The organism is Pigmentiphaga sp. MLSB6-MA01 (assembly GCF_058793475.1).
Window position 1 is genome coordinate 77575 of record NZ_JBXAFV010000014.1, and the last position, 16989, is coordinate 94563.

Annotated in this window: 16 protein-coding genes; 7 read left to right on the top strand and 9 right to left on the bottom strand. The window is 66.7% G+C overall.

What is annotated here, in order from left to right:
* The first annotated feature begins 4 nt into the window (after nt 1–4).
* Together AC1Q6E_RS21475 and AC1Q6E_RS21480 are read left to right on the top strand one after the other, a co-directional pair.
* Nucleotides 5–961: a carbohydrate kinase family protein gene (locus tag AC1Q6E_RS21475; RefSeq protein ID WP_152798218.1), complete on the top strand. Its 957-nt coding sequence runs from the start codon at nt 5–7 to the stop codon at nt 959–961.
* 167 nt (nt 962–1128) lie between these two features.
* A complete protein-coding gene (locus AC1Q6E_RS21480) occupies nt 1129–1629 on the top strand; it encodes an outer membrane lipoprotein (protein WP_152798219.1) in 501 nt (166 codons plus the stop codon).
* A gap of 67 nt (nt 1630–1696) precedes the next feature.
* On the opposite strand, the gene AC1Q6E_RS21485 is transcribed toward AC1Q6E_RS21480, so the two are convergent.
* The 7 genes from AC1Q6E_RS21485 to AC1Q6E_RS21515 all read right to left on the bottom strand — a co-directional run bounded on the left by AC1Q6E_RS21485 (nt 1697) and on the right by AC1Q6E_RS21515 (nt 9728).
* On the bottom strand, nt 1697–2254 hold the full coding sequence (locus AC1Q6E_RS21485) for a YggT family protein (protein ID WP_152798220.1): 558 nt from the start codon (nt 2252–2254) through the stop codon (nt 1697–1699).
* A gap of 228 nt (nt 2255–2482) precedes the next feature.
* Nucleotides 2483–3001 (bottom strand): histone H1-like DNA-binding protein, encoded by a 519-nt coding sequence (locus tag AC1Q6E_RS21490; RefSeq protein ID WP_152798221.1) that lies wholly within the window; start codon nt 2999–3001, stop codon nt 2483–2485.
* Between the two features lie 382 nt (nt 3002–3383).
* Entirely contained in the window at nt 3384–4547 is a 1164-nt protein-coding gene (locus AC1Q6E_RS21495) for a ribonucleotide-diphosphate reductase subunit beta (protein ID WP_492573489.1), read from the bottom strand.
* A gap of 26 nt (nt 4548–4573) precedes the next feature.
* A complete protein-coding gene (locus tag AC1Q6E_RS21500) occupies nt 4574–7471 on the bottom strand; it encodes a ribonucleoside-diphosphate reductase subunit alpha (RefSeq protein WP_296556918.1) in 2898 nt (965 codons plus the stop codon).
* Nucleotides 7472–8010: 539 nt separating this feature from the next.
* Entirely contained in the window at nt 8011–8604 is a 594-nt protein-coding gene (gene ampD, locus AC1Q6E_RS21505) for a 1,6-anhydro-N-acetylmuramyl-L-alanine amidase AmpD (protein ID WP_492573490.1), read from the bottom strand.
* Nucleotides 8601–8846 carry a PP0621 family protein gene (locus tag AC1Q6E_RS21510; protein WP_152793839.1) on the bottom strand — a complete coding sequence of 82 codons (246 nt, stop codon included), beginning with the start codon at nt 8844–8846 and terminating at the stop codon, nt 8601–8603. The genes ampD and AC1Q6E_RS21510 overlap by 4 nt, the downstream gene beginning before the upstream one ends.
* A gap of 30 nt (nt 8847–8876) precedes the next feature.
* Entirely contained in the window at nt 8877–9728 is an 852-nt protein-coding gene (locus tag AC1Q6E_RS21515; RefSeq protein ID WP_152793840.1) for a cytochrome C assembly family protein, read from the bottom strand.
* A gap of 23 nt (nt 9729–9751) precedes the next feature.
* Between AC1Q6E_RS21515 and ffh the strand changes: the two genes are divergently transcribed.
* Genes ffh through AC1Q6E_RS21540 form a run of 5 tightly spaced genes read left to right on the top strand, consistent with a single transcriptional unit; the run spans nt 9752 to nt 14714 of the window.
* Nucleotides 9752–11170, top strand: coding sequence for a signal recognition particle protein (gene ffh, locus AC1Q6E_RS21520; RefSeq protein WP_152793841.1), 1419 nt, complete (start codon nt 9752–9754; stop codon nt 11168–11170).
* A 42-nt stretch (nt 11171–11212) separates the two neighbouring features.
* Nucleotides 11213–12355 carry an MlaE family ABC transporter permease gene (locus tag AC1Q6E_RS21525; RefSeq protein WP_152793842.1) on the top strand — a complete coding sequence of 381 codons (1143 nt, stop codon included), beginning with the start codon at nt 11213–11215 and terminating at the stop codon, nt 12353–12355.
* Complete coding sequence (locus AC1Q6E_RS21530; protein ID WP_492573491.1) at nt 12349–13143, top strand: ABC transporter ATP-binding protein; 795 nt, start codon at nt 12349–12351, stop codon at nt 13141–13143. Before AC1Q6E_RS21525 ends, AC1Q6E_RS21530 begins: the two co-directional genes overlap by 7 nt.
* Nucleotides 13144–14082 carry an MlaD family protein gene (locus AC1Q6E_RS21535; protein WP_152793844.1) on the top strand — a complete coding sequence of 313 codons (939 nt, stop codon included), beginning with the start codon at nt 13144–13146 and terminating at the stop codon, nt 14080–14082.
* On the top strand, nt 14079–14714 hold the full coding sequence (locus tag AC1Q6E_RS21540) for an ABC-type transport auxiliary lipoprotein family protein (protein ID WP_296556921.1): 636 nt from the start codon (nt 14079–14081) through the stop codon (nt 14712–14714). Before AC1Q6E_RS21535 ends, AC1Q6E_RS21540 begins: the two co-directional genes overlap by 4 nt.
* Here AC1Q6E_RS21540 and AC1Q6E_RS21545 read toward each other — a convergent pair.
* Both AC1Q6E_RS21545 and AC1Q6E_RS21550 read right to left on the bottom strand, forming a co-directional pair.
* Nucleotides 14693–15415: a hypothetical protein gene (locus AC1Q6E_RS21545; protein WP_296556922.1), complete on the bottom strand. Its 723-nt coding sequence runs from the start codon at nt 15413–15415 to the stop codon at nt 14693–14695. The genes AC1Q6E_RS21540 and AC1Q6E_RS21545 overlap by 22 nt on opposite strands.
* A gap of 20 nt (nt 15416–15435) precedes the next feature.
* A complete protein-coding gene (locus AC1Q6E_RS21550) occupies nt 15436–16959 on the bottom strand; it encodes an alkaline phosphatase (RefSeq protein ID WP_152793846.1) in 1524 nt (507 codons plus the stop codon).
* Between the last annotated feature and the right edge of the window lie 30 nt (nt 16960–16989).

Genomic DNA, 16989 nt, shown 5'->3' on the forward strand with positions numbered 1-16989 from the left:
CGCCATGGCCTATCCCGAAACCGCTCCCGTCATCATCTGCGGCTCCGTTGCGTTCGATACGATCATGGTGTTCGAAGGCAAGTTCCAGGAGCACATCCTGCCGGAGCAGGTCCACGCGCTCAGCGTCTCCTTCCTCGTGCCTTCCATGCGCAAGGAGTACGGTGGTTGCGCGGGAAATATCGCCTACAACATGCGGCTGCTGGGCGGCACGCCCGTGCCGGTGGCGACCGTGGGCGAGGACGCGGGCGACTATCTGCGCCGCATGCGCGAGCAGGGCACCAACGTCGACTGGGTCAAGGTCGTGCCGGAGACCTTCACCGCGCAGTGCTTCATCACGACAGACCTGGCGGACAACCAGATCACCGCCTTCCACCCCGGGGCCATGTCGGCGGCGGCCACCAATGACCTGACCGGAGCGCCGGGCGTCTGGGGCATCGTCGCGCCCGACGCCAAGGACGGCATGTTCGCGCATGCCCGGCGGCTGCACGCGCAGGGCATCCCCTTCATCTTCGACCTGGGCCAGGCCATGCCGCTGTTCAGCGGCGAGGACCTGGAGGAAATGCTGGCGCTCGCGCAGGTGCTGACGGTCAATGACTACGAGGCCCATGTGGTCGAGCAGCGTACCGGCCGCAGCATGGCCGACATCGCCGCCGGCTTGCAGGCCGCCATCGTCACCCGGGGCGAGAAAGGCTCGACGCTGCTGACCGGCGGCCAGGAGATCCGGATCGATCCCGTCAAGGCGGAAGCCGTGGTCGATCCGACGGGGTGCGGCGATGCCTATCGGGCCGGCCTGCTGTACGGGCTGACGCTGGGATGGCGCTGGGAGGACTGCTGCAAGCTGGCCAGCCTGATGGGGGCCATCAAGATCGCTTGCCGGGGCCCGCAGAACCACCAGATCAGCCGCGAGGAGATCTCGGCGCGCCTGGAGCGCGGCTACGGGCTCTCGCTGCCGCAGGGCTGAAGCGGGGCCGCCGCGGTCATGGTTTGAAACAACCTTGGCGGGCCCGGACAGGCGCCGGCGGGCTGGCGGGCGAACCGACAGGGTATAAATTCAGTCCTAGACCCTGTCGTTTCATTCCAAGAAGAGGGCGCTGCGGCGTTTCTCCGCTTTTCCACCAGGATGGTTCTATGAATCCAAGCAATTCGTCTCTTTCCCAGGTTGCCGGACGCGGGCGTGTCCTGGCCGTGGCCGCCGCGCTGTCCGCGCTGGCGCTGCTGGCCGGATGTGCGACGGGCAGCAACTCGGCATCGGTCTATGACCGGAACCAGGCGCAGCGCGAGCAAGTGGTGCGCATGGGCACGGTGGAGTCGGTGCGGCGCGTCACCATCGACCGCGGCCAGACCGGTGTCGGCACGGCGGGCGGCGCCATTGTCGGCGGCGTGGCGGGCAGCAGCATCGGCGGGGGCCGCGGCCAGATCATCACATCGGTGCTGGGCGCGATCGCCGGCGGCATCGCCGGGCAGGCGGTGGAAGGCGGGATGTCCAAGCGCGACGGCCTGGAAATCACCGTTCGTTTCGAAAACGGAGAACTGCGCTCCATCGTGCAGGAAGCCGACGAGATGTTCTATGTCGGGGATCGGGTGCGCGTGCTGAGCGGCACCGGCGCGACCCGCGTCACGCATCTCTAGACAGGCGCCCGCCGCCATGCGGCGGCGCCGCGTCGATGCCGGGGCGGGCCTTGCTGCCCGCCGGGGCTTACAGTCCGAAGATGGGCAGTCCTATCCGCGACAGCACCATCAGCGCGACCTGCGTGAACAGGAACAGGACCAACGGCGATAGATCCAGCCCCCCCAGGGAAGGCATGAAACGCCGGATGGGATCCAGCAGCGGAGCCGTCAGCGCCTGGAGGACAGGCATGGCCGGTGCGTTGGGGTTCACCCATGACAGGATCACCATCAGCAACGTGACCCACATCACGAGGTTGACGGCCCACTTCAGCATCAGCATCAGCGAGATCCACAGCCCCTCCGGCAGCATGGACAGCGGATTGCCTCCCGCGATCAGCATTACCGCCGTCAGGTAGATCAGCGCCGTCAGCCAGGCCGCCACCAGACTGGCCCAATCCACGCCCCCGCGCCCGCCCAGCACCCGCCGCAGCGGGATCACCAGCCAGTCCGTCACCTGGAACACCGTTCGCGAAATGGGGTTGTACGGTGGCATCCGCGCGAATTGCAGCCACAACCGCAGCAGCAGCACGGCCCCGTAAAGGGTGAAAACGACGTTGAGTAGAAAACGGGCGATATCGCCAACCATGAGAACTCCGAGTGCCTGCACGATTTATTCAGCAGGCTGTAAGAAAAAGATTATAGCTCCCTGCATAAGTCTCCCACAGACCCAGGATGCGGTGGATCCGGCTCCGCCGGTCCACCCGCATCGCCCCTTGGGGGGCGCGCGAAGCGCGTAGGGGGGCCACAAAAAACCCCGCCAAAGCTTGCACTCTGGCGGGGTTTGAATCAGAGCGCAAGGCGCTCCGATTAGGGCTTACGGGCGGCTGCCCGTAGGGAAGGGCCAAGCGGCTGCGGGGTTGAGCGCCGTTTTCGCGCCCGGAGCGGCCGCGGTGGACGGCGCAGGGGCAGGCTTTTTGGCAGCAGGCTTCTTGGGAGCGGCCTTCTTGGCCGGAGCCTTCTTCGCAGCGGGCTTCTTGGCAGCGGTAGCCTTCTTGGCCGCGACCTTCTTCACCGCAGCTTTCTTGGCCGGGGCCTTCTTGGCCGCGACCTTCTTCACTGCGGCTTTCTTGGCCGGGGCCTTCTTGGCTGCAACCTTCTTCACCGCGGCTTTCTTGGCCGGAGCCTTTTTCGCCGGGGCCTTCTTGGCTGCGACCTTCTTCACTGCGGCTTTCTTGGCCGGGGCCTTCTTGGCCGCAACCTTCTTCACCGCGGCTTTCTTGGCCGGAGCCTTCTTCGCCGCAACCTTCTTCACTGCCGCCTTCTTGGCCGGGGCTTTCTTCGCCGGGGCCTTCTTGGCTACCGCTTTCTTCGCGGCCTTTTTGGCTGTCGCCATGGTCTGCTCCTTTACGAGACGTTCAGGGACCCAGAACACACGAACCCGCTCGGACCATCCTCACGGGCTATTCATCGGCGCAAGCCCTGCTGTTGAACAACACCTCAACAGCGGAATCAGTTTGCGCTAATGAATGCTTTACACAGCCATTCGACATACCCCGCAACCAGTGCGACCCATGTCGAATGACTTGGCAGGCGGTTTTCCCGCCTGCCGGATGACACCCCCGTTTGCCCGGCCGCCGCTGCTTCGTCTTCGACAAAGCAACATGCGCAGGGGCCGGATGGTGCGCCGGGCGAGGGGGCCTGCCCCACGCGCCGCGTCTGAACTCATCCGGGCCCTGCCGGGCGCCCAAGGGCGCCTGATCCTGTCTACGTGCGGTCTAGTCCCAGCTCAGCGCCCCGCCGGTCTGGTATTCGATCACACGCGTTTCAAAGAAATTGCGTTCTTTCTTCAAGTCGATCATCTCCGCCATCCACGGGAAGGGATTCTCTTCCTGCGGGAACAGCGGCTCGATACCGATCTGCTGGCAGCGGCGGTTGGCGATGAAGCGCAGATACGATTTGAACATCGGCGCATTCAGGCCCAGCACGCCACGCGGCATGGTGTCTTCGGCGTAAGCGTATTCGAGTTCGACCGCTTTGCGGAAGAGGCCGCGGATGTCTTCGCGGAATTCCGGCGTCCACAGGTGCGGGTTCTCGAGCTTGATCGTGTTGATGAGGTCGATGCCGAAATTGCAATGCATGGACTCGTCCCGCAGGATGTACATGTATTGCTCGGCGGCGCCGGTCATCTTGTTCTGCCGGCCCAGCGCCAGGATCTGGGTGAAGCCGACGTAGAAGAACAGGCCTTCCATCAGGCACGCGAAGACGATCAGCGACTTCAGCAGGGTCTGGTCGGCCTCCGGCGTGCCCGTCTTGAAGTTCGGGTCGGCGATGGCGTCGATGAAGGGGATCAGGAACTCGTCCTTGGCGCGGATGGACGGAACTTCATTGTAGGCATTGAAGATTTCCGACTCGTCCAGGTCCAGGCTCTCGACGATGTACTGGTAGGCGTGGGTGTGGATCGCTTCCTCGAAGGCCTGGCGCAGCAGGAACTGCCGGCACTCCGGGGCGGTGATGTGGCGATACGTGCCCAGCACGATGTTGTTCGCGGCGAGCGAGTCGGCCGTGACGAAGAAGCCCAGGTTGCGCTTGATGATGCGGCGCTCGTCCTCGGTCAGGCCCTCGGGGTTCTTCCACAGCGCGATGTCGCGCGACATGTTGATTTCCTGCGGCATCCAGTGGTTGGCGCAGGTGGCCAGGTACTTTTCCCAAGCCCATTTGTATTTGAACGGGACCAGCTGGTTGACGTCCGTCTGGCCGTTGATGATGCGTTTGTCCGCGATGTTGACGCGGCTCGAGGAGGCGCCGGCGGACGCGGCAGCGCCCGAGGCCAGCGCGACCTCGTCGAACGCCCCGGCGTGTTCGCGCGGGGCGGCGGCGCCCGTCGGCTGCAGGGCCGGCGTGGCGGAGGGGGTGGATACTTCTTCGTCCCAAGACAACATAGATCGACTCCGGTGTTCAGCGGGGGTTATTGGCAGGCTTCGCACTCTTCGAAGCCGGGGTCACCCGGCTTCATGGTGCATACCGCCCCGACGATTTCCGGTTCCGGAAGGTTGGTGCCCGACGCGGACATTCCCGCATTGGACGATGCCGTGGGCACGGCGTTCAATTCGCCGCCGCGTCCCGTCGATTTTTCAGCGCTGGTCGCACCCAGCGTGCGCAGGTAGTAGGTGGTCTTCAGGCCGCGCTGCCAAGCCAGCTTGTACGTTTCGTCCAGCTTCTTGCCCGACGCGCCCGCCATATAGATATTGAGCGATTGCGACTGGTCGATCCACTTCTGGCGGCGCGCCGCGCATTCCACGAGCCAGCGGGGCTCTACCTCGAAGGCCGTCGCGTACAGCTTGCGCAGCTCGGGAGGTACCCGGTCGATCTTGGCGAGACTGCCATCGAAGTACTTCAGGTCCGCGATCATCACCTCGTCCCACAGCCCGAGCTTCTTGAGATCACGCACCAGGTAATCGTTGACGATCGTGAATTCGCCGGAGAGATTCGATTTGACGTACAAGTTCTGATAAGTCGGTTCAATGCACGCAGATACACCAATGATATTGGAAATCGTCGCCGTCGGGGCAATAGCGATGCAGTTGGAATTGCGCATGCCGTGCAGTTTGATGCGCTCGCGCAACGTATTCCAGTCCAGCGACGCGCTTTCATCGATGTCGACGTAGCCGCCGCGCTCTTCGCGCAGCAGCTTGATGGAGTCCTGCGGAAGAATGCCGCGGTCCCACAGCGAGCCTTCGAACGACGAGTAGCGGCCGCGTTCTTCGGCCAGTTCGGTCGAGGCGAGGTAGGCGTAGTAGCACACCGCTTCCATCGAGCGATCGGCGAAGTCGATGGCGGCATCCGACGCGTAGGGCACGCGCATGATGTGCAGCGCGTCCTGGAAGCCCATGATGCCCATGCCGACGGGACGGTGGCGCAGGTTGGAGTTGCGGGCCTTGTCGACGGCGTAATAGTTGATGTCGATCACGTTGTCGAGCATGCGCATGGCGATGTGGACCGTGTTGCGCAGCTTGTCGTGGTCGAGCTCGACCGTGCCATCGGCGTTGGTCTTCAGGTGGGCGACCAGGTTGACCGAGCCGAGGTTGCAGACCGCGATCTCGGACTCGTTGGTGTTCAGCGTGATCTCGGTGCACAGGTTGGAGCTGTGGACGACGCCGACGTGCTGCTGGGGCGAGCGGATGTTGCAAGGATCCTTGAACGTGATCCACGGATGGCCGGTCTCGAACAGCATCGACAGCATCTTGCGCCATAGCGACGTGGCCGGGATCTTCTTGAACAGTTTCAGTTCGCCGCTGGCGACCTTGGCTTCATAGCCCAGGTAGGCCTTCTCGAATTCCTTGCCCACCTTGTCGTGCAGGTCGGGGCAGTCGGACGGGGAGAACAGGGTCCATTCGGCGTTGTCCATGACCCGCTTCATGAACAGGTCGGGAATCCAGTTGGCCGTGTTCATGTCGTGCGTGCGGCGGCGTTCGTCGCCGGTGTTCTTGCGCAGCTCGAGGAACTCCTCGATGTCCAGGTGCCAGGTTTCGAGGTACGTGCACACGGCGCCCTTGCGCTTGCCGCCCTGGTTGACCGCCACGGCGGTGTCGTTCACCACTTTCAGGAAGGGGACGACGCCCTGGCTTTCGCCGTTGGTGCCCTTGATGTGGCTGCGCAGCGCGCGCACGGGGGTCCAGTCGTTGCCCAGGCCGCCGGCGTACTTGGCCAGCAGCGCGTTTTCCTTGATGGCGTCGTAGATGCTTTCCAGGCTGTCGGCCACCGTGGTCAGGTAGCACGACGACAGCTGCGAGTGCAGGGTGCCGGCGTTGAACAGGGTCGGCGTCGAGCTCATGAAGTCGAACGACGACAGGATGTTGTAGAACTCGATGGCGCGGGCTTCGCGATCGGCTTCCTCCAGGGCCAGGCCCATCGCGACGCGCATGAAGAAGGCCTGCGGCAGCTCGATGCGGGCGCCCTTGATGTGCAGGAAGTAGCGGTCGTACAGGGTCTGCAGGCCCAGGTAGGTGAACTGCAGGTCGCGGGTGTCCTTCAGCGCCGCGCCCAGGCGGGCGAGGTCGTAGGTGGCCAGCTTGGCGTCCAGCAGGCCGCCTTCGATGCCGCGGGCGATGAACTGCGGGAAATATTCGGCGTAGCGCGTGGCCATGGCGGCTTGTTCGACTTCTTCGCCCAGCACTTCCTTGCGGATGGTGTGCAGCAGGAGGCGTGCCGTGACCGTGCTGTAGGCCGGGTCCTTCTCCAATTGCGAGCGGGCGGCCAGGATGGCGGACTTGAAGATCTCGTCGGTGGAGACGCCGTCGTACAGGTTCTTGACGGTTTCCTTGAAGATGCCCTCGGCCGAGGCGAATTCTTCCAGGCCCGAGCACGCGGCCTGGATGATGGCCTGCAGGTGCTGCGGGTCGAGCGGGATGCGCAGGCCGTTCTCGGTGACGTGCACGATCGCCTGGTTGGACGAGGTGTGCATCAGCGCGCGCTGCTGGGCGCGCTTTTCGCGGTACAGCACGTAGGCGCGGGCGACGTCATGCTCGCCGGAGCGCATCAGCGCCAGCTCGACCTGGTCCTGGATGTCTTCGATATGGACGGTGCCGCCGCTGGGCTGGCGACGGATCAGGGCGTGGACGACCTGTTTGGTCAGGCCTTCGACGAGCTCGCGCACACGCGCGGAAGCAGCGCCCTGGCCGCCGTTGACGGCCAGGAAGGCCTTGGTCAGCGCGATGGAAATCTTGCCGGGTTCGAATCCGACCACGGCGCCGTTGCGCCGGATGACCTTGTGGTCGGAATACGCGGTCTGGCCGGCTTCGGTCTGTGCGGGCTTGGAAGCTAGCGGCGCAGCGGTCGATTGGGCCGAGGGAGTCGAGAGTTGCATAAGGCCTCCTGGATGCATGAAGGCGCGGGATGCCGCGCCGGTACTCGGTGTTCTGGGATTTGCAGCGAAATAATTCTGGATTACAAGGGCGTCAGGCCGCGCCGGAGCGCGGCTTGGGGCCTAACGACGAAATGCGGGACGGCTCGTGCCGTCGCACATCCGGGCTGGTATGGATAAGCCATGTTTTCCCCCTCCCTTGCAGCACGGACACTACATCTAGTGGTGTGTGACCGGCGAGGCACTAATTCTAGGGGGGTGCTGATTGTACGGCAAGTGTCAAAATGTTGCTGGCGGAAAGAATCCGGCGCTCGCATAGGTAATTCGGGCTCTATTTATTAGACAGCTAGCAACCATGCGTGTTTCACGCGGAAAGGTGCACGAGGCACGCTTGAAATGCGGCGTTTGCAGCGCGTGGAACAGAGCGGGTGCGGGTTGAGCCTGGGCGGGCCGGGGTTGGCGAGGGCGAGATTCTACAGGAGGGGCGGTGGCGGCCCGGCCCCCGGGTGCCCCGGGCACGGCCTGTGGCGGCGTGGGGTGGGTCAGGGGGCGGGTGGGGCGGTTTCGGGGGGGAGGGCGGTCCAGCCGGTTTCGCGGCCGTAGCGGGCCCAGTCGAAGGCCGGGCCGGGGTCGGTCTTGCGGCCGGGGGCGATGTGTTCGTGCCCGCGGACGGCTTCGAGGGGGTGGCGGGCGCGCAGGGCGGGGGTGAGCCAGGCCAGGGCGCGGTACTGGGCGTCGGTGAAGGGCAGGGTGTCGCAGCCTTCGAGTTCGATGCCGATGGAGAAGTCGTTGCAGCGTTCGCGGCCGGCGTGGCAGGAGACGCCGGCGTGCCAGGCGCGTTGGCCGGTGCTGGCGAACTGGACGATGGCGCCGGCGCGGTCGATCAGGAAGTGGGCCGAGACTTTCAGGCCGCGCAGGCAGTCGAACCAGGGATGGGCGTCGCAGTCGAGGGTGTTGGTGAACAGGGCTTCGACGTAGGGGCCGCCGAACTCGCCGGGCGGCAGGCTGATGTTGTGCAGGACCAGCAGCGAGATCTCGGTGCCGGGCGGCCGTTCGTCGGTGTTGGGGGAGGGGACGCGGCGCACGGCGGGGTGGTCGATCCAGCCACCGTCGTCCAGCCGCGCTTCCGGGGTCATTTGCCCGGCCCCTTCAACGAGTGGGCCAGGCTGCAATAGTTGTAGCCTTTGCGCCGCACGGCCTCGGAGGGGGGCAGATGGATGCCGCAGTGGGCGCAGCGCACCATGCCGTCGGCGGGGAAGCGGCTGGCGTCGACGCGGCGCGATTGGCGGCGGTGGCCCTTGACGGCGCTGCGGGCGGCGATGCGGGCCACGAGCAGCGCGACCACGATGACGAACACCCAGAAAAGTAGCTTGCCCATGGAGGAAAGGGATCCTATCGGAGGCGCGTGCTAGCGGCGCAGGATGATCTCGAGCACGAACCGGGTGCCGGTGTAGGCCAGCAACAGGAAGGCGAAGCCGACCAGCGTCCAGCGCAGCGCGATGCGTCCGCGCCAGCCCCAGACCTGGCGGCCCAGCAGCAGCAGGCCGAAGGTCAGCCACGAGAGCAGCGTGAAGACGGTCTTGTGGTCCAGGGGCAGGGCGGTGCCCGACAGCGATTCGGAAATGACGATGCCGGTGAGGACGGCCAGGGTCAACAGCACGAAACCGATCCAGATCAGCCGGAACAGCAGGCGTTCGAGCATCAGCAGGGGCGGCACGGCGTCGAACAGGCGGGCGTAGACCCGGGCCGAATGGCGGGGCTGGGGCGGGTTGCTGGCCGAGATGTCGTGCAGGCGCCGGTCGGCCGAGGCCATCAGCAGCGCATGCAGGGCGGCGATGGTGATCATGCTGTAGGCGGCCAGCGCGATGGCCAGGTGCACGCGCAGCCAGCCGCTGTCGGCGTGGGCGATGATGCGTCCCTCGGGAAAGACGACGGGCAGCACGGTGCCGATCACGCCCAGCGGCATCAGCCAGAGCCGCAGGCCGTCGATCGCGACCCACAGGCTCTCGGCCCAGAATACGACCAGGCCCAGCCACAGCGCGGCCGAGATCCCCAGCGCGAAGCCCAGTTTCAGGTTGCCGTCGCCCAGCATGGCCTGCTGGACCGCGAGGCCGTGCACGACCAGCACCAGCGCCAGCCCCAGGCGCTCGGCGGAGCCGGCCCGGGGTTCGGGGTGCGACGAGACGGCTCGCCACGCGAGTACCGTCAACAAGGCGTAACCGGCCGCGGCCAGTGCGTGCAATACAATTCCCATATCCATGGAAGTGTAAGCGAATCCTATTCATGCTCGATAACCTTACCGCTCGCCTGTCGCGCGTCGTCAAGACCCTGAAGGGTGAAGCGCGCCTGACCGAGGCGAATACGCAGGAAATGCTGCGCGAAGTCCGTCTGGCGCTGCTCGAAGCCGACGTGTCCCTGCCGGTCGTGCGCGAGTTCGTTGCGCGGGTCAAGGAAAAGGCGCTGGGCGAGGACGTCACGGGCAGCCTGACGCCGGGCCAGGCCCTGGTGGGAGTGGTCCACAAGGAGCTGACGTCCCTCATGGGGGGGGACCTCGGGCCCCACGCGAGCGAGTTGTCGCTGGCCCAGCAGCCTCCCGCCGTGATCCTGATGGCGGGCCTGCAGGGGTCGGGCAAGACCACCACCACCGGCAAGCTGGCCCGCTGGCTGGCCGAGGGCGGCCATGTCCAGAACGGCCGCAAGACGGGCAAGAAGAAAGTGCTGGTGGTCAGCGCCGACGTCTACCGCCCCGCCGCCATCGAGCAGTTGAAGACCGTGGCCGCGCAGGCCGGCGTCGATTTTCTGCCTTCGTCCACCGACCAGGCGCCCGAGGCCATTGCCCGCAACGCGCTCGACCATGCGCGCAAGCACCATTACGACGTGCTGATCGTCGATACGGCCGGCCGGCTGGGCATCGACGAAGCGCTGATGAACGAGATCCGCGCGCTGCATGCCCTGCTCGATCCGATCGAGACCCTGTTCGTGGTCGACGCGATGCTGGGCCAGGACGCGGTCAACGTCGCCAAGGCCTTCAACGACGCCCTGCCGCTGACCGGCGTGGTCCTGACCAAGCTGGACGGCGATGCGCGCGGCGGCGCCGCGCTGTCGGTGCGCCACGTGACCGGCAAGCCGCTCAAGTTCGTCGGCGTGTCCGAGAAGCTGTCCGGCCTCGAGCCCTTCCATCCCGAACGCATGGCGCAACGGGTGCTGGGCATGGGCGACATCCTGTCGCTGGTCGAGGAAGCCCAGCGCGCGATCGACGTCGACGAGGCGCAGAAGCTGGCCGCCAAGCTCAAGTCGGGCGACAAGTTCGACCTGAACGATTTCCGCGCCCAGATCGCGCAGATGAAGAACCTGGGCGACATGGGCTCGCTGTTGGAGAAGCTGCCGGCGCAGTTCTCGCAGGCGGCCTCGCAAATAGACAGCAAGCAGGCCGGCAAGCAGATCCGCCGCATGGAAGGCATCCTGAACTCCATGACCGAGCTCGAACGCGCCAAGCCCGAGCTGATCAAGGCCTCGCGCAAGCGCCGCATCGCCACCGGCGCCGGCGTGCAGGTGCAGGAGGTCAACCGCATGCTGTCGCAGTTCGAGCAGATGCAGGCCATGATGAAGCAGATGAAGAAGGGCGGCATGGCCAAGATGATGCGCGCCATGGGCGGCATGAAGGCGCTGCGCGGCATGAAGGGCTTGCCTGGACTCAAGTAAAGCCCCGACAATCCCGGTTCCGTGGTCCCGTCTCCAGGAACGATGAGCGTAGCTCCGCAGCCAGGCCGTCTAGTGTGGGATGCCGCAACCGGTGCCGGCCGCCTGTTGGTCGAAGGCGACTGGACGCTGGCGGCCTTCGAGGCCCTGCGCCGCGAGGTCGCCCGGTTCGATGCGGGCGACCAGGTGCGCGCGCTGGACCTCAGCCGGCTGGGCGCGCTGGATACCGCGGGCGCATCGCTGCTGGTCGACCTGCTGGGCGCCGAGCGCCTGCCCGGGCTGCTGGCCGCCGGTCCCCAGGTGGATGCCTCGCGCCGCGCGCTGCTCGACACCATCATCCGCGCCCAGGGCGCGGTCCAGCGGTGCAAGCCGCCCGAGCCGCCTGCGCCGCTGGCCGAACTGCTGTGCCACGTGGGCGAGGCCGCCGAGCAGTTCTGGAAGCACGCCGTGGGCCTGTGCGGGTTCATCGGCCTGACGCTCGAGAGCCTGGGCCGGTCGCTGGTGCGCCCACGCTCGTGGCGGATCACGGCCACCGTCGCGCAGATCGAGCAGATCGGGCTGAATGCCGTTCCCATCGTCGCCTTGCTGACCTTCCTGGTCGGCGCCGTCGTGGCTTTCCTGGGCGCGACGGTGCTGCGGGACTTCGGCGCCACCCTTTATACGATCAATCTGGTCGGGTTTGCCTTTCTGCGCGAATTCGCCGTGTTGCTGACCGCCATCCTGATGGCGGGCCGGACGGCCAGCGCCTTTACCGCGCAGATCGGCTCGATGAAGGCCAACGAGGAGATCGACGCCATCCGGGCGCTCGGCCTGGACCCCATCAACATGCTGGTGCTGCCGCGCGTGCTGGCGATGCTGGTGTCGCTGCCCCTCCTGACCTTCATGTCCATGCTGACCGGCATCGCGGGCGGCATGGTGGTGTGCGCCTGGAGCCTGGACATTCCGCCGTCGCTGTTCCTGTCCACGTTGCGCGAGAGCCTGGACGTGCGGCACTTCTATGTCGGCATCGTCAAGGCGCCCATCCTGGCCTTCATCATCGCCGTGATCGGTTGCCTGGAAGGCTTCAAGGTCAGCGGCAGCGCCCAGTCCGTGGGCGAGCACACCACCTCCAGCGTCGTGCAGGCGATCTTCGTGGTGATCCTGATCGACGCGCTGGCGGCGCTGTTCTTCATGGAGATGGGATGGTGACGGCCGACGAACCCATCGTGCGCGTGCGCGGGCTGGTCAACCGTTTCGGGACCCAGACCGTGCACGAGGGGCTGGACCTGGACATCCGCCGGGGCGAGATCCTGGGCGTGGTGGGCGGTTCGGGCTCGGGCAAGTCGGTGCTGCTGCGCTCCATCGTCGGGCTGCGGCGGCCGACCGCGGGCAGCGTGCAGGTGTTCGGCCAGGTGCTGGACGAGCTGTCTCCCGAGATGCGTTCGCGCCAGGAACGGCGGATGGGCGTGCTGTTCCAGCGCGGCGCGCTGTTCTCCTCGCTGTCGGTGACCGAGAACGCCGCGCTGCCGCTGATCGAGCACGCGGGACTGGCCCGGCCCGAGGCCGAGCGGCTGGCGCGGCTCAAGCTGGCGCTGGCGGGCCTGCCGGTCGAGGCCGGCGCCAAGTCCCCGGCCTCGCTGTCGGGCGGCATGGTCAAGCGGGCGGCGCTGGCGCGCGCCCTGGCGCTGGACCCCGATCTGTTGTTCCTGGACGAGCCCACGGCGGGACTGGACCCGATCGGCGCGGCGGCCTTCGACGAACTGATCCGCACCCTGAGAGATGCGCTGGGGCTGACCGTGTTCCTGGTCACGCACGATCTGGACACGCTCTACGCCATCTGCGACCGGGTGGCGGTGCTGTCGCAGCGCAAGGTGCTGGTGGTGGACCGGCTGGAAGTGGTGGAGCGGGTCGACGATCCGTGGGTGCAGGAATATTTCCAGGGGCCGCGCGGACGCGCGGCGTCGCGGGCGGCCGAACGGTCGCGCAAGGAGGAGTAGATGGAAACCCGGGCGCATCATGTCGTGATCGGCCTGTTCCTCGTCATTGCCGTGACGGGGGCCCTGCTGTTCGCGTTGTGGCTGGCCAAGAGCCATTCGGACGCCAGCGTGGCGCAGTTCGACGTCGAGTTCAACGAGGCGGTCAACGGCCTGTCCGAGGGCAGCGCCGTCATGTACAGCGGGATCAAGGTCGGCGACGTGGCGCGGTTGCGGCTCGATCCCGTGGATCCCCGCAAGGTGGTGGCGCGGATACGGATCGCCAGCGACGTGCCGGTCAAGGAGGATACGGTGGCGCGCCTGCGCCTGACCGGCGTCACGGGTACCTCGGTGATCCAGCTCGGCAGCGGCACGCCGGAAAGTCCGCGTCTCCTGCCCAAGGGCGACAAGGTGCCGGTCATCGTGGCCCTGCCGTCGCCGATCACCCAGTTGCTGGCGGGCGGGGAGGACCTGATGCTGAACGTCAACGAAATGGTCGCCAGCGCGCGCCAGATCATGTCGCCCGAGAACGCCCGGCAGATCAGCAGCATCCTGGAGCACCTCGAGCAAAGCACGGCCGAGCTGGCCGCGCAGCGGGAAAGTTTCGCGAAGCTGGGCGGACAACTGGGAGAGATCGGCCGGCAGACGTCCGAGGCGCTGGCCAGGGCCAACTCGCTGATGACGCATGCCGACGAATTGGTGGGTTCGCAGGGGAAGGACACCATGCAGAGCGCGCAGCAGGCCATGACGTCGCTGGCTCGCGCCAGCGATAGCATCGACCGCCTGGTGCAGGAGAACAGCGGCGCGCTGGGCAGCGGCGCCCAGAGCCTGGGCGAGCTGGGCGGCGCGCTGCGAGAGATGCAGGCGACGATGGCGTCGCTGCGGGCCATCACCCGCCGCCTCGAGGACAACCCGGCCGACTACCTGCTGGGCCGCGAACAACCCAAGGAGTTCACCCCATGAGAGGCGCGCGCGCAATCATCCGTTGGGCGGGCATGTCGCTGGCGGTGCTGGCTTCGGCCTGCACGCTGTTGCCGGAACAGAAAACGGTCGACATCTATCGCCTGCCGTCCGCGCAGGCGGCGGTTTCCCCGCCGGGCAAGGCCCAGGCCTGGTCGCTGCGCATTCGCAGCCCGCACGCCAATACCACGCTGGACAGCGCTCGCATCGCGGTCATCGTCCAGGGGGACCGCCTCAGCACCTATGGCGGGGCGCGCTGGACCGACGCGCCGCCGGTGCTGCTGCGCGCCCGCCTGGCCGAGGCGTTCAGGCTGGACGGCCGCGTCGCATCGGTATCGACCACCGCCAGCAATGTGCGCGCGGACCTGGAACTGGACAGCGATCTGCGCGCCTTCCAGAGCGAATATCGCGGTGCCGTGCCCTACGCGGTGGTCAGCCTGGATGCCCGGCTGATCTCGACCGCGACGCGGCGCGTGGTGGCCTCGCGCAGCTTCGAGGTCGCGCAACCTGCCGAGGGCGTCGAAGTGCCGGCCGTGGTGTCGGCCTTCGGCCTGGCCAGCGATGCGCTGGCCGGCCAGGTGGTCCAGTGGGTGGTGGAGCAGGGGGCCCGGGCTCAGTCCAGCAAGTCGGAGTAGTCGCCCCGTTCGTAGCCCTCTACCGCCTTCCAGGGCAGCACGGCCGGCGCGGGCGCCGCCGTCACCGTGATCCGGTTGACCGACAGGCCGTGCGGCCCGCGGGTCTCGACACGGCGGGCGTATTGTCCCTTCATGTCCCAGTCCACGGTGATCATCGATTCGCCGCGTGCCAGGCGATAGCGCTGCACACCCTTGGCGGGTGCGCCGTCCGGCTGCATGCGCTTCAGGCTGGCCGGATCCACCACCCCGTAGGTGATGTCCCAGGAGCCGTTGTAGCCGACGTTGCCGTAGTTGGCTTCGTCGATGTCGAGCACCTTGCGCTGCTTGCGCAGCACCATGCGTACGGCCACCTTGCCGGCGGTATCCCGCTGCAGCCACAGGGGCGAGCCCACCGTGTCGGCATGGGAATGGCCGGCGTGTGGTTCCGGGCCGCCCTGTTCATGCGCGTCGTGGCCGTGTTCGTCGCTGGCGCGCAGCGCGGCGGGGAAATCCCGCTCGATCCAGACCGAGCCCGCGCGGCGCACCATCAGGTCGGTGTAGCGGCTTTCCCGCTGCACGCCGTCGCGGCCGGTGGACGAGGCGTAGCGCTCGATGCGCAGATTCAGGTCGGGCGCCGCCTGGGCCGGCTGCGCCGTCGCCTTTTGAGCGACGGCGGGGCCCAGGGGCAGCAGTGCCGCGAGGCACCATGCCATCCGTTTCATCGCAGACTCCCGCCCGTGTATCACAGACCGGCCGCTTCGCGGACCTTGCCGAACACCTTGGTGTTGTCCAGCGTGCCCTTGAAGATCTTCGAGCCGGCTCCGCCCGCGAACAGCATCACGTCGCCCCCGCCGTGGGTCTCGGCGCCGGGCGTGCCCAGGACGATGCCCACTTCCTGCAGGAAGTTGTCGTCGAAGGTGTCGACGCCGCTCAGGTCCTCGCGCGAGGCGCCGCGGGCCGGCGCGATCCAGGGCTTGTTGCCGTCTTCGGGGTTGACCTGGCTGGAGCCGCTGGCGTTGGGACGGCCGCCGTTGCCGAACACCAGGGTGGTGTAGGGCTTGCCGTCGGCCGCCAGGGCGGTCTTGTTGTCGCTGTAGCCCTTGACCGTGCCCAGGATGGGGTTGCCGATCTTGGGGTAGCCGTTGAACGCGATGGCGTGGTCATGGTCGGCCGTGACCACCACCAGCGTGTTCTTCAGGCCCGGATCCTTCTTCTCCATGAAGTCCAGCGCGGTCTGGATGGCGGTGTCGAAGGCCAGGGTGTCTTCCAGCGCGCGCTTGGCATTGGTGCCGTGCAGGGCGTGGTCGATGCGGCCGCCTTCCACCATCAGGAAGAAGCCTTTGTCGTTCTTGCTGAGCACGCCCAGCGCCTTCTCGGTCATTTCGGCCAGGCTGGGCTGGTCGTAGCCCAGGGCCGGCTTGACGCGGTCCAGTTCGTAGGCCATTTCGCTTTGCGAGAACAGGCCCAGCAGCTTGGTGGTGGAGCCGACGTTCAGCGCGCGCAGCTTGGTGCCGGTGTCGACGTAGGCATAGCCCTTGGCCTGGAAGGCCGAGACCAGATTGACGTCGTCGGTGCGCTTGCTGCTGGGGTTGACGGACTTGGGCAGGTAGTTGCGCTGTCCGCCGCCCATCAGTACGTCGATGCCGTCGAGCAGCTTGGCGTTGTAGCGCGCATGGCCGGGCGTGGATTGCTCGGCGATGGTGTTGTAGGCATTGCGGTTGCAGACGTGGGCGTAGGTCGCGGCCGGCGTGGCGTGGCCGACGCGGGTGGTCGAGACGGCGCCGACCGAGCGGCCCTTGGCCTTGGACAGCTCCAGCAGCGTCTCGGCGGGCGTGCCGTTGGTGGCGGGGCAGGTGGTGTCTTCGCCGTTGATGTATTGGCTGCCCGAGGCGTCCACCGCCGTCGTGTCGGACGACATGGAGATCACTTCGTTGCGCATCTTCACGCCGGTCATGTAGGCCGCCATGGAGGGCGCGCTGTCGGTGGTCTGGCCGTCCAGCGAGAAGGTCTTGACGCGCGCGGCGTAGGGCAGCGACTGCATCGTCAGCTTGGCGCGCTCGGAGCTGGTCAGCGAGCCGGGCTTGGCGGCGAGCTGCTTTTCGCCCTTGTAGATGCGCGCGGCCGTCACGGTGACCGGGCCCATGCCGTCGCCGAGGAAGAAGATGACGTTCTTGGCTTCGCTCGCGGCGTGGGCGAAGTTGGCGCCCGCCAGCAGCGGCAGGGCGAGCAGGGCGGCAAGGCGGGTCTTGCGGAGATTGCGGTTCATGGTCGTATCCTTAGGCTGTATCGGTCGATG

Coding starts and splice junctions, on each gene's coding strand:
- AC1Q6E_RS21475 (WP_152798218.1), top strand. CDS start 5: ATGGCCTATCCCGAAACCGCTCCCGTCATCATCTGCGGCTCCGTTGCG.
- AC1Q6E_RS21480 (WP_152798219.1), top strand. CDS start 1,129: ATGAATCCAAGCAATTCGTCTCTTTCCCAGGTTGCCGGACGCGGGCGT.
- AC1Q6E_RS21485 (WP_152798220.1), bottom strand. CDS start 2,254: ATGGTTGGCGATATCGCCCGTTTTCTACTCAACGTCGTTTTCACCCTT.
- AC1Q6E_RS21490 (WP_152798221.1), bottom strand. CDS start 3,001: ATGGCGACAGCCAAAAAGGCCGCGAAGAAAGCGGTAGCCAAGAAGGCC.
- AC1Q6E_RS21495 (WP_492573489.1), bottom strand. CDS start 4,547: ATGTTGTCTTGGGACGAAGAAGTATCCACCCCCTCCGCCACGCCGGCC.
- AC1Q6E_RS21500 (WP_296556918.1), bottom strand. CDS start 7,471: ATGCAACTCTCGACTCCCTCGGCCCAATCGACCGCTGCGCCGCTAGCT.
- ampD (WP_492573490.1), bottom strand. CDS start 8,604: ATGACCCCGGAAGCGCGGCTGGACGACGGTGGCTGGATCGACCACCCC.
- AC1Q6E_RS21510 (WP_152793839.1), bottom strand. CDS start 8,846: ATGGGCAAGCTACTTTTCTGGGTGTTCGTCATCGTGGTCGCGCTGCTC.
- AC1Q6E_RS21515 (WP_152793840.1), bottom strand. CDS start 9,728: ATGGATATGGGAATTGTATTGCACGCACTGGCCGCGGCCGGTTACGCC.
- ffh (WP_152793841.1), top strand. CDS start 9,752: ATGCTCGATAACCTTACCGCTCGCCTGTCGCGCGTCGTCAAGACCCTG.
- AC1Q6E_RS21525 (WP_152793842.1), top strand. CDS start 11,213: ATGAGCGTAGCTCCGCAGCCAGGCCGTCTAGTGTGGGATGCCGCAACC.
- AC1Q6E_RS21530 (WP_492573491.1), top strand. CDS start 12,349: ATGGTGACGGCCGACGAACCCATCGTGCGCGTGCGCGGGCTGGTCAAC.
- AC1Q6E_RS21535 (WP_152793844.1), top strand. CDS start 13,144: ATGGAAACCCGGGCGCATCATGTCGTGATCGGCCTGTTCCTCGTCATT.
- AC1Q6E_RS21540 (WP_296556921.1), top strand. CDS start 14,079: ATGAGAGGCGCGCGCGCAATCATCCGTTGGGCGGGCATGTCGCTGGCG.
- AC1Q6E_RS21545 (WP_296556922.1), bottom strand. CDS start 15,415: ATGAAACGGATGGCATGGTGCCTCGCGGCACTGCTGCCCCTGGGCCCC.
- AC1Q6E_RS21550 (WP_152793846.1), bottom strand. CDS start 16,959: ATGAACCGCAATCTCCGCAAGACCCGCCTTGCCGCCCTGCTCGCCCTG.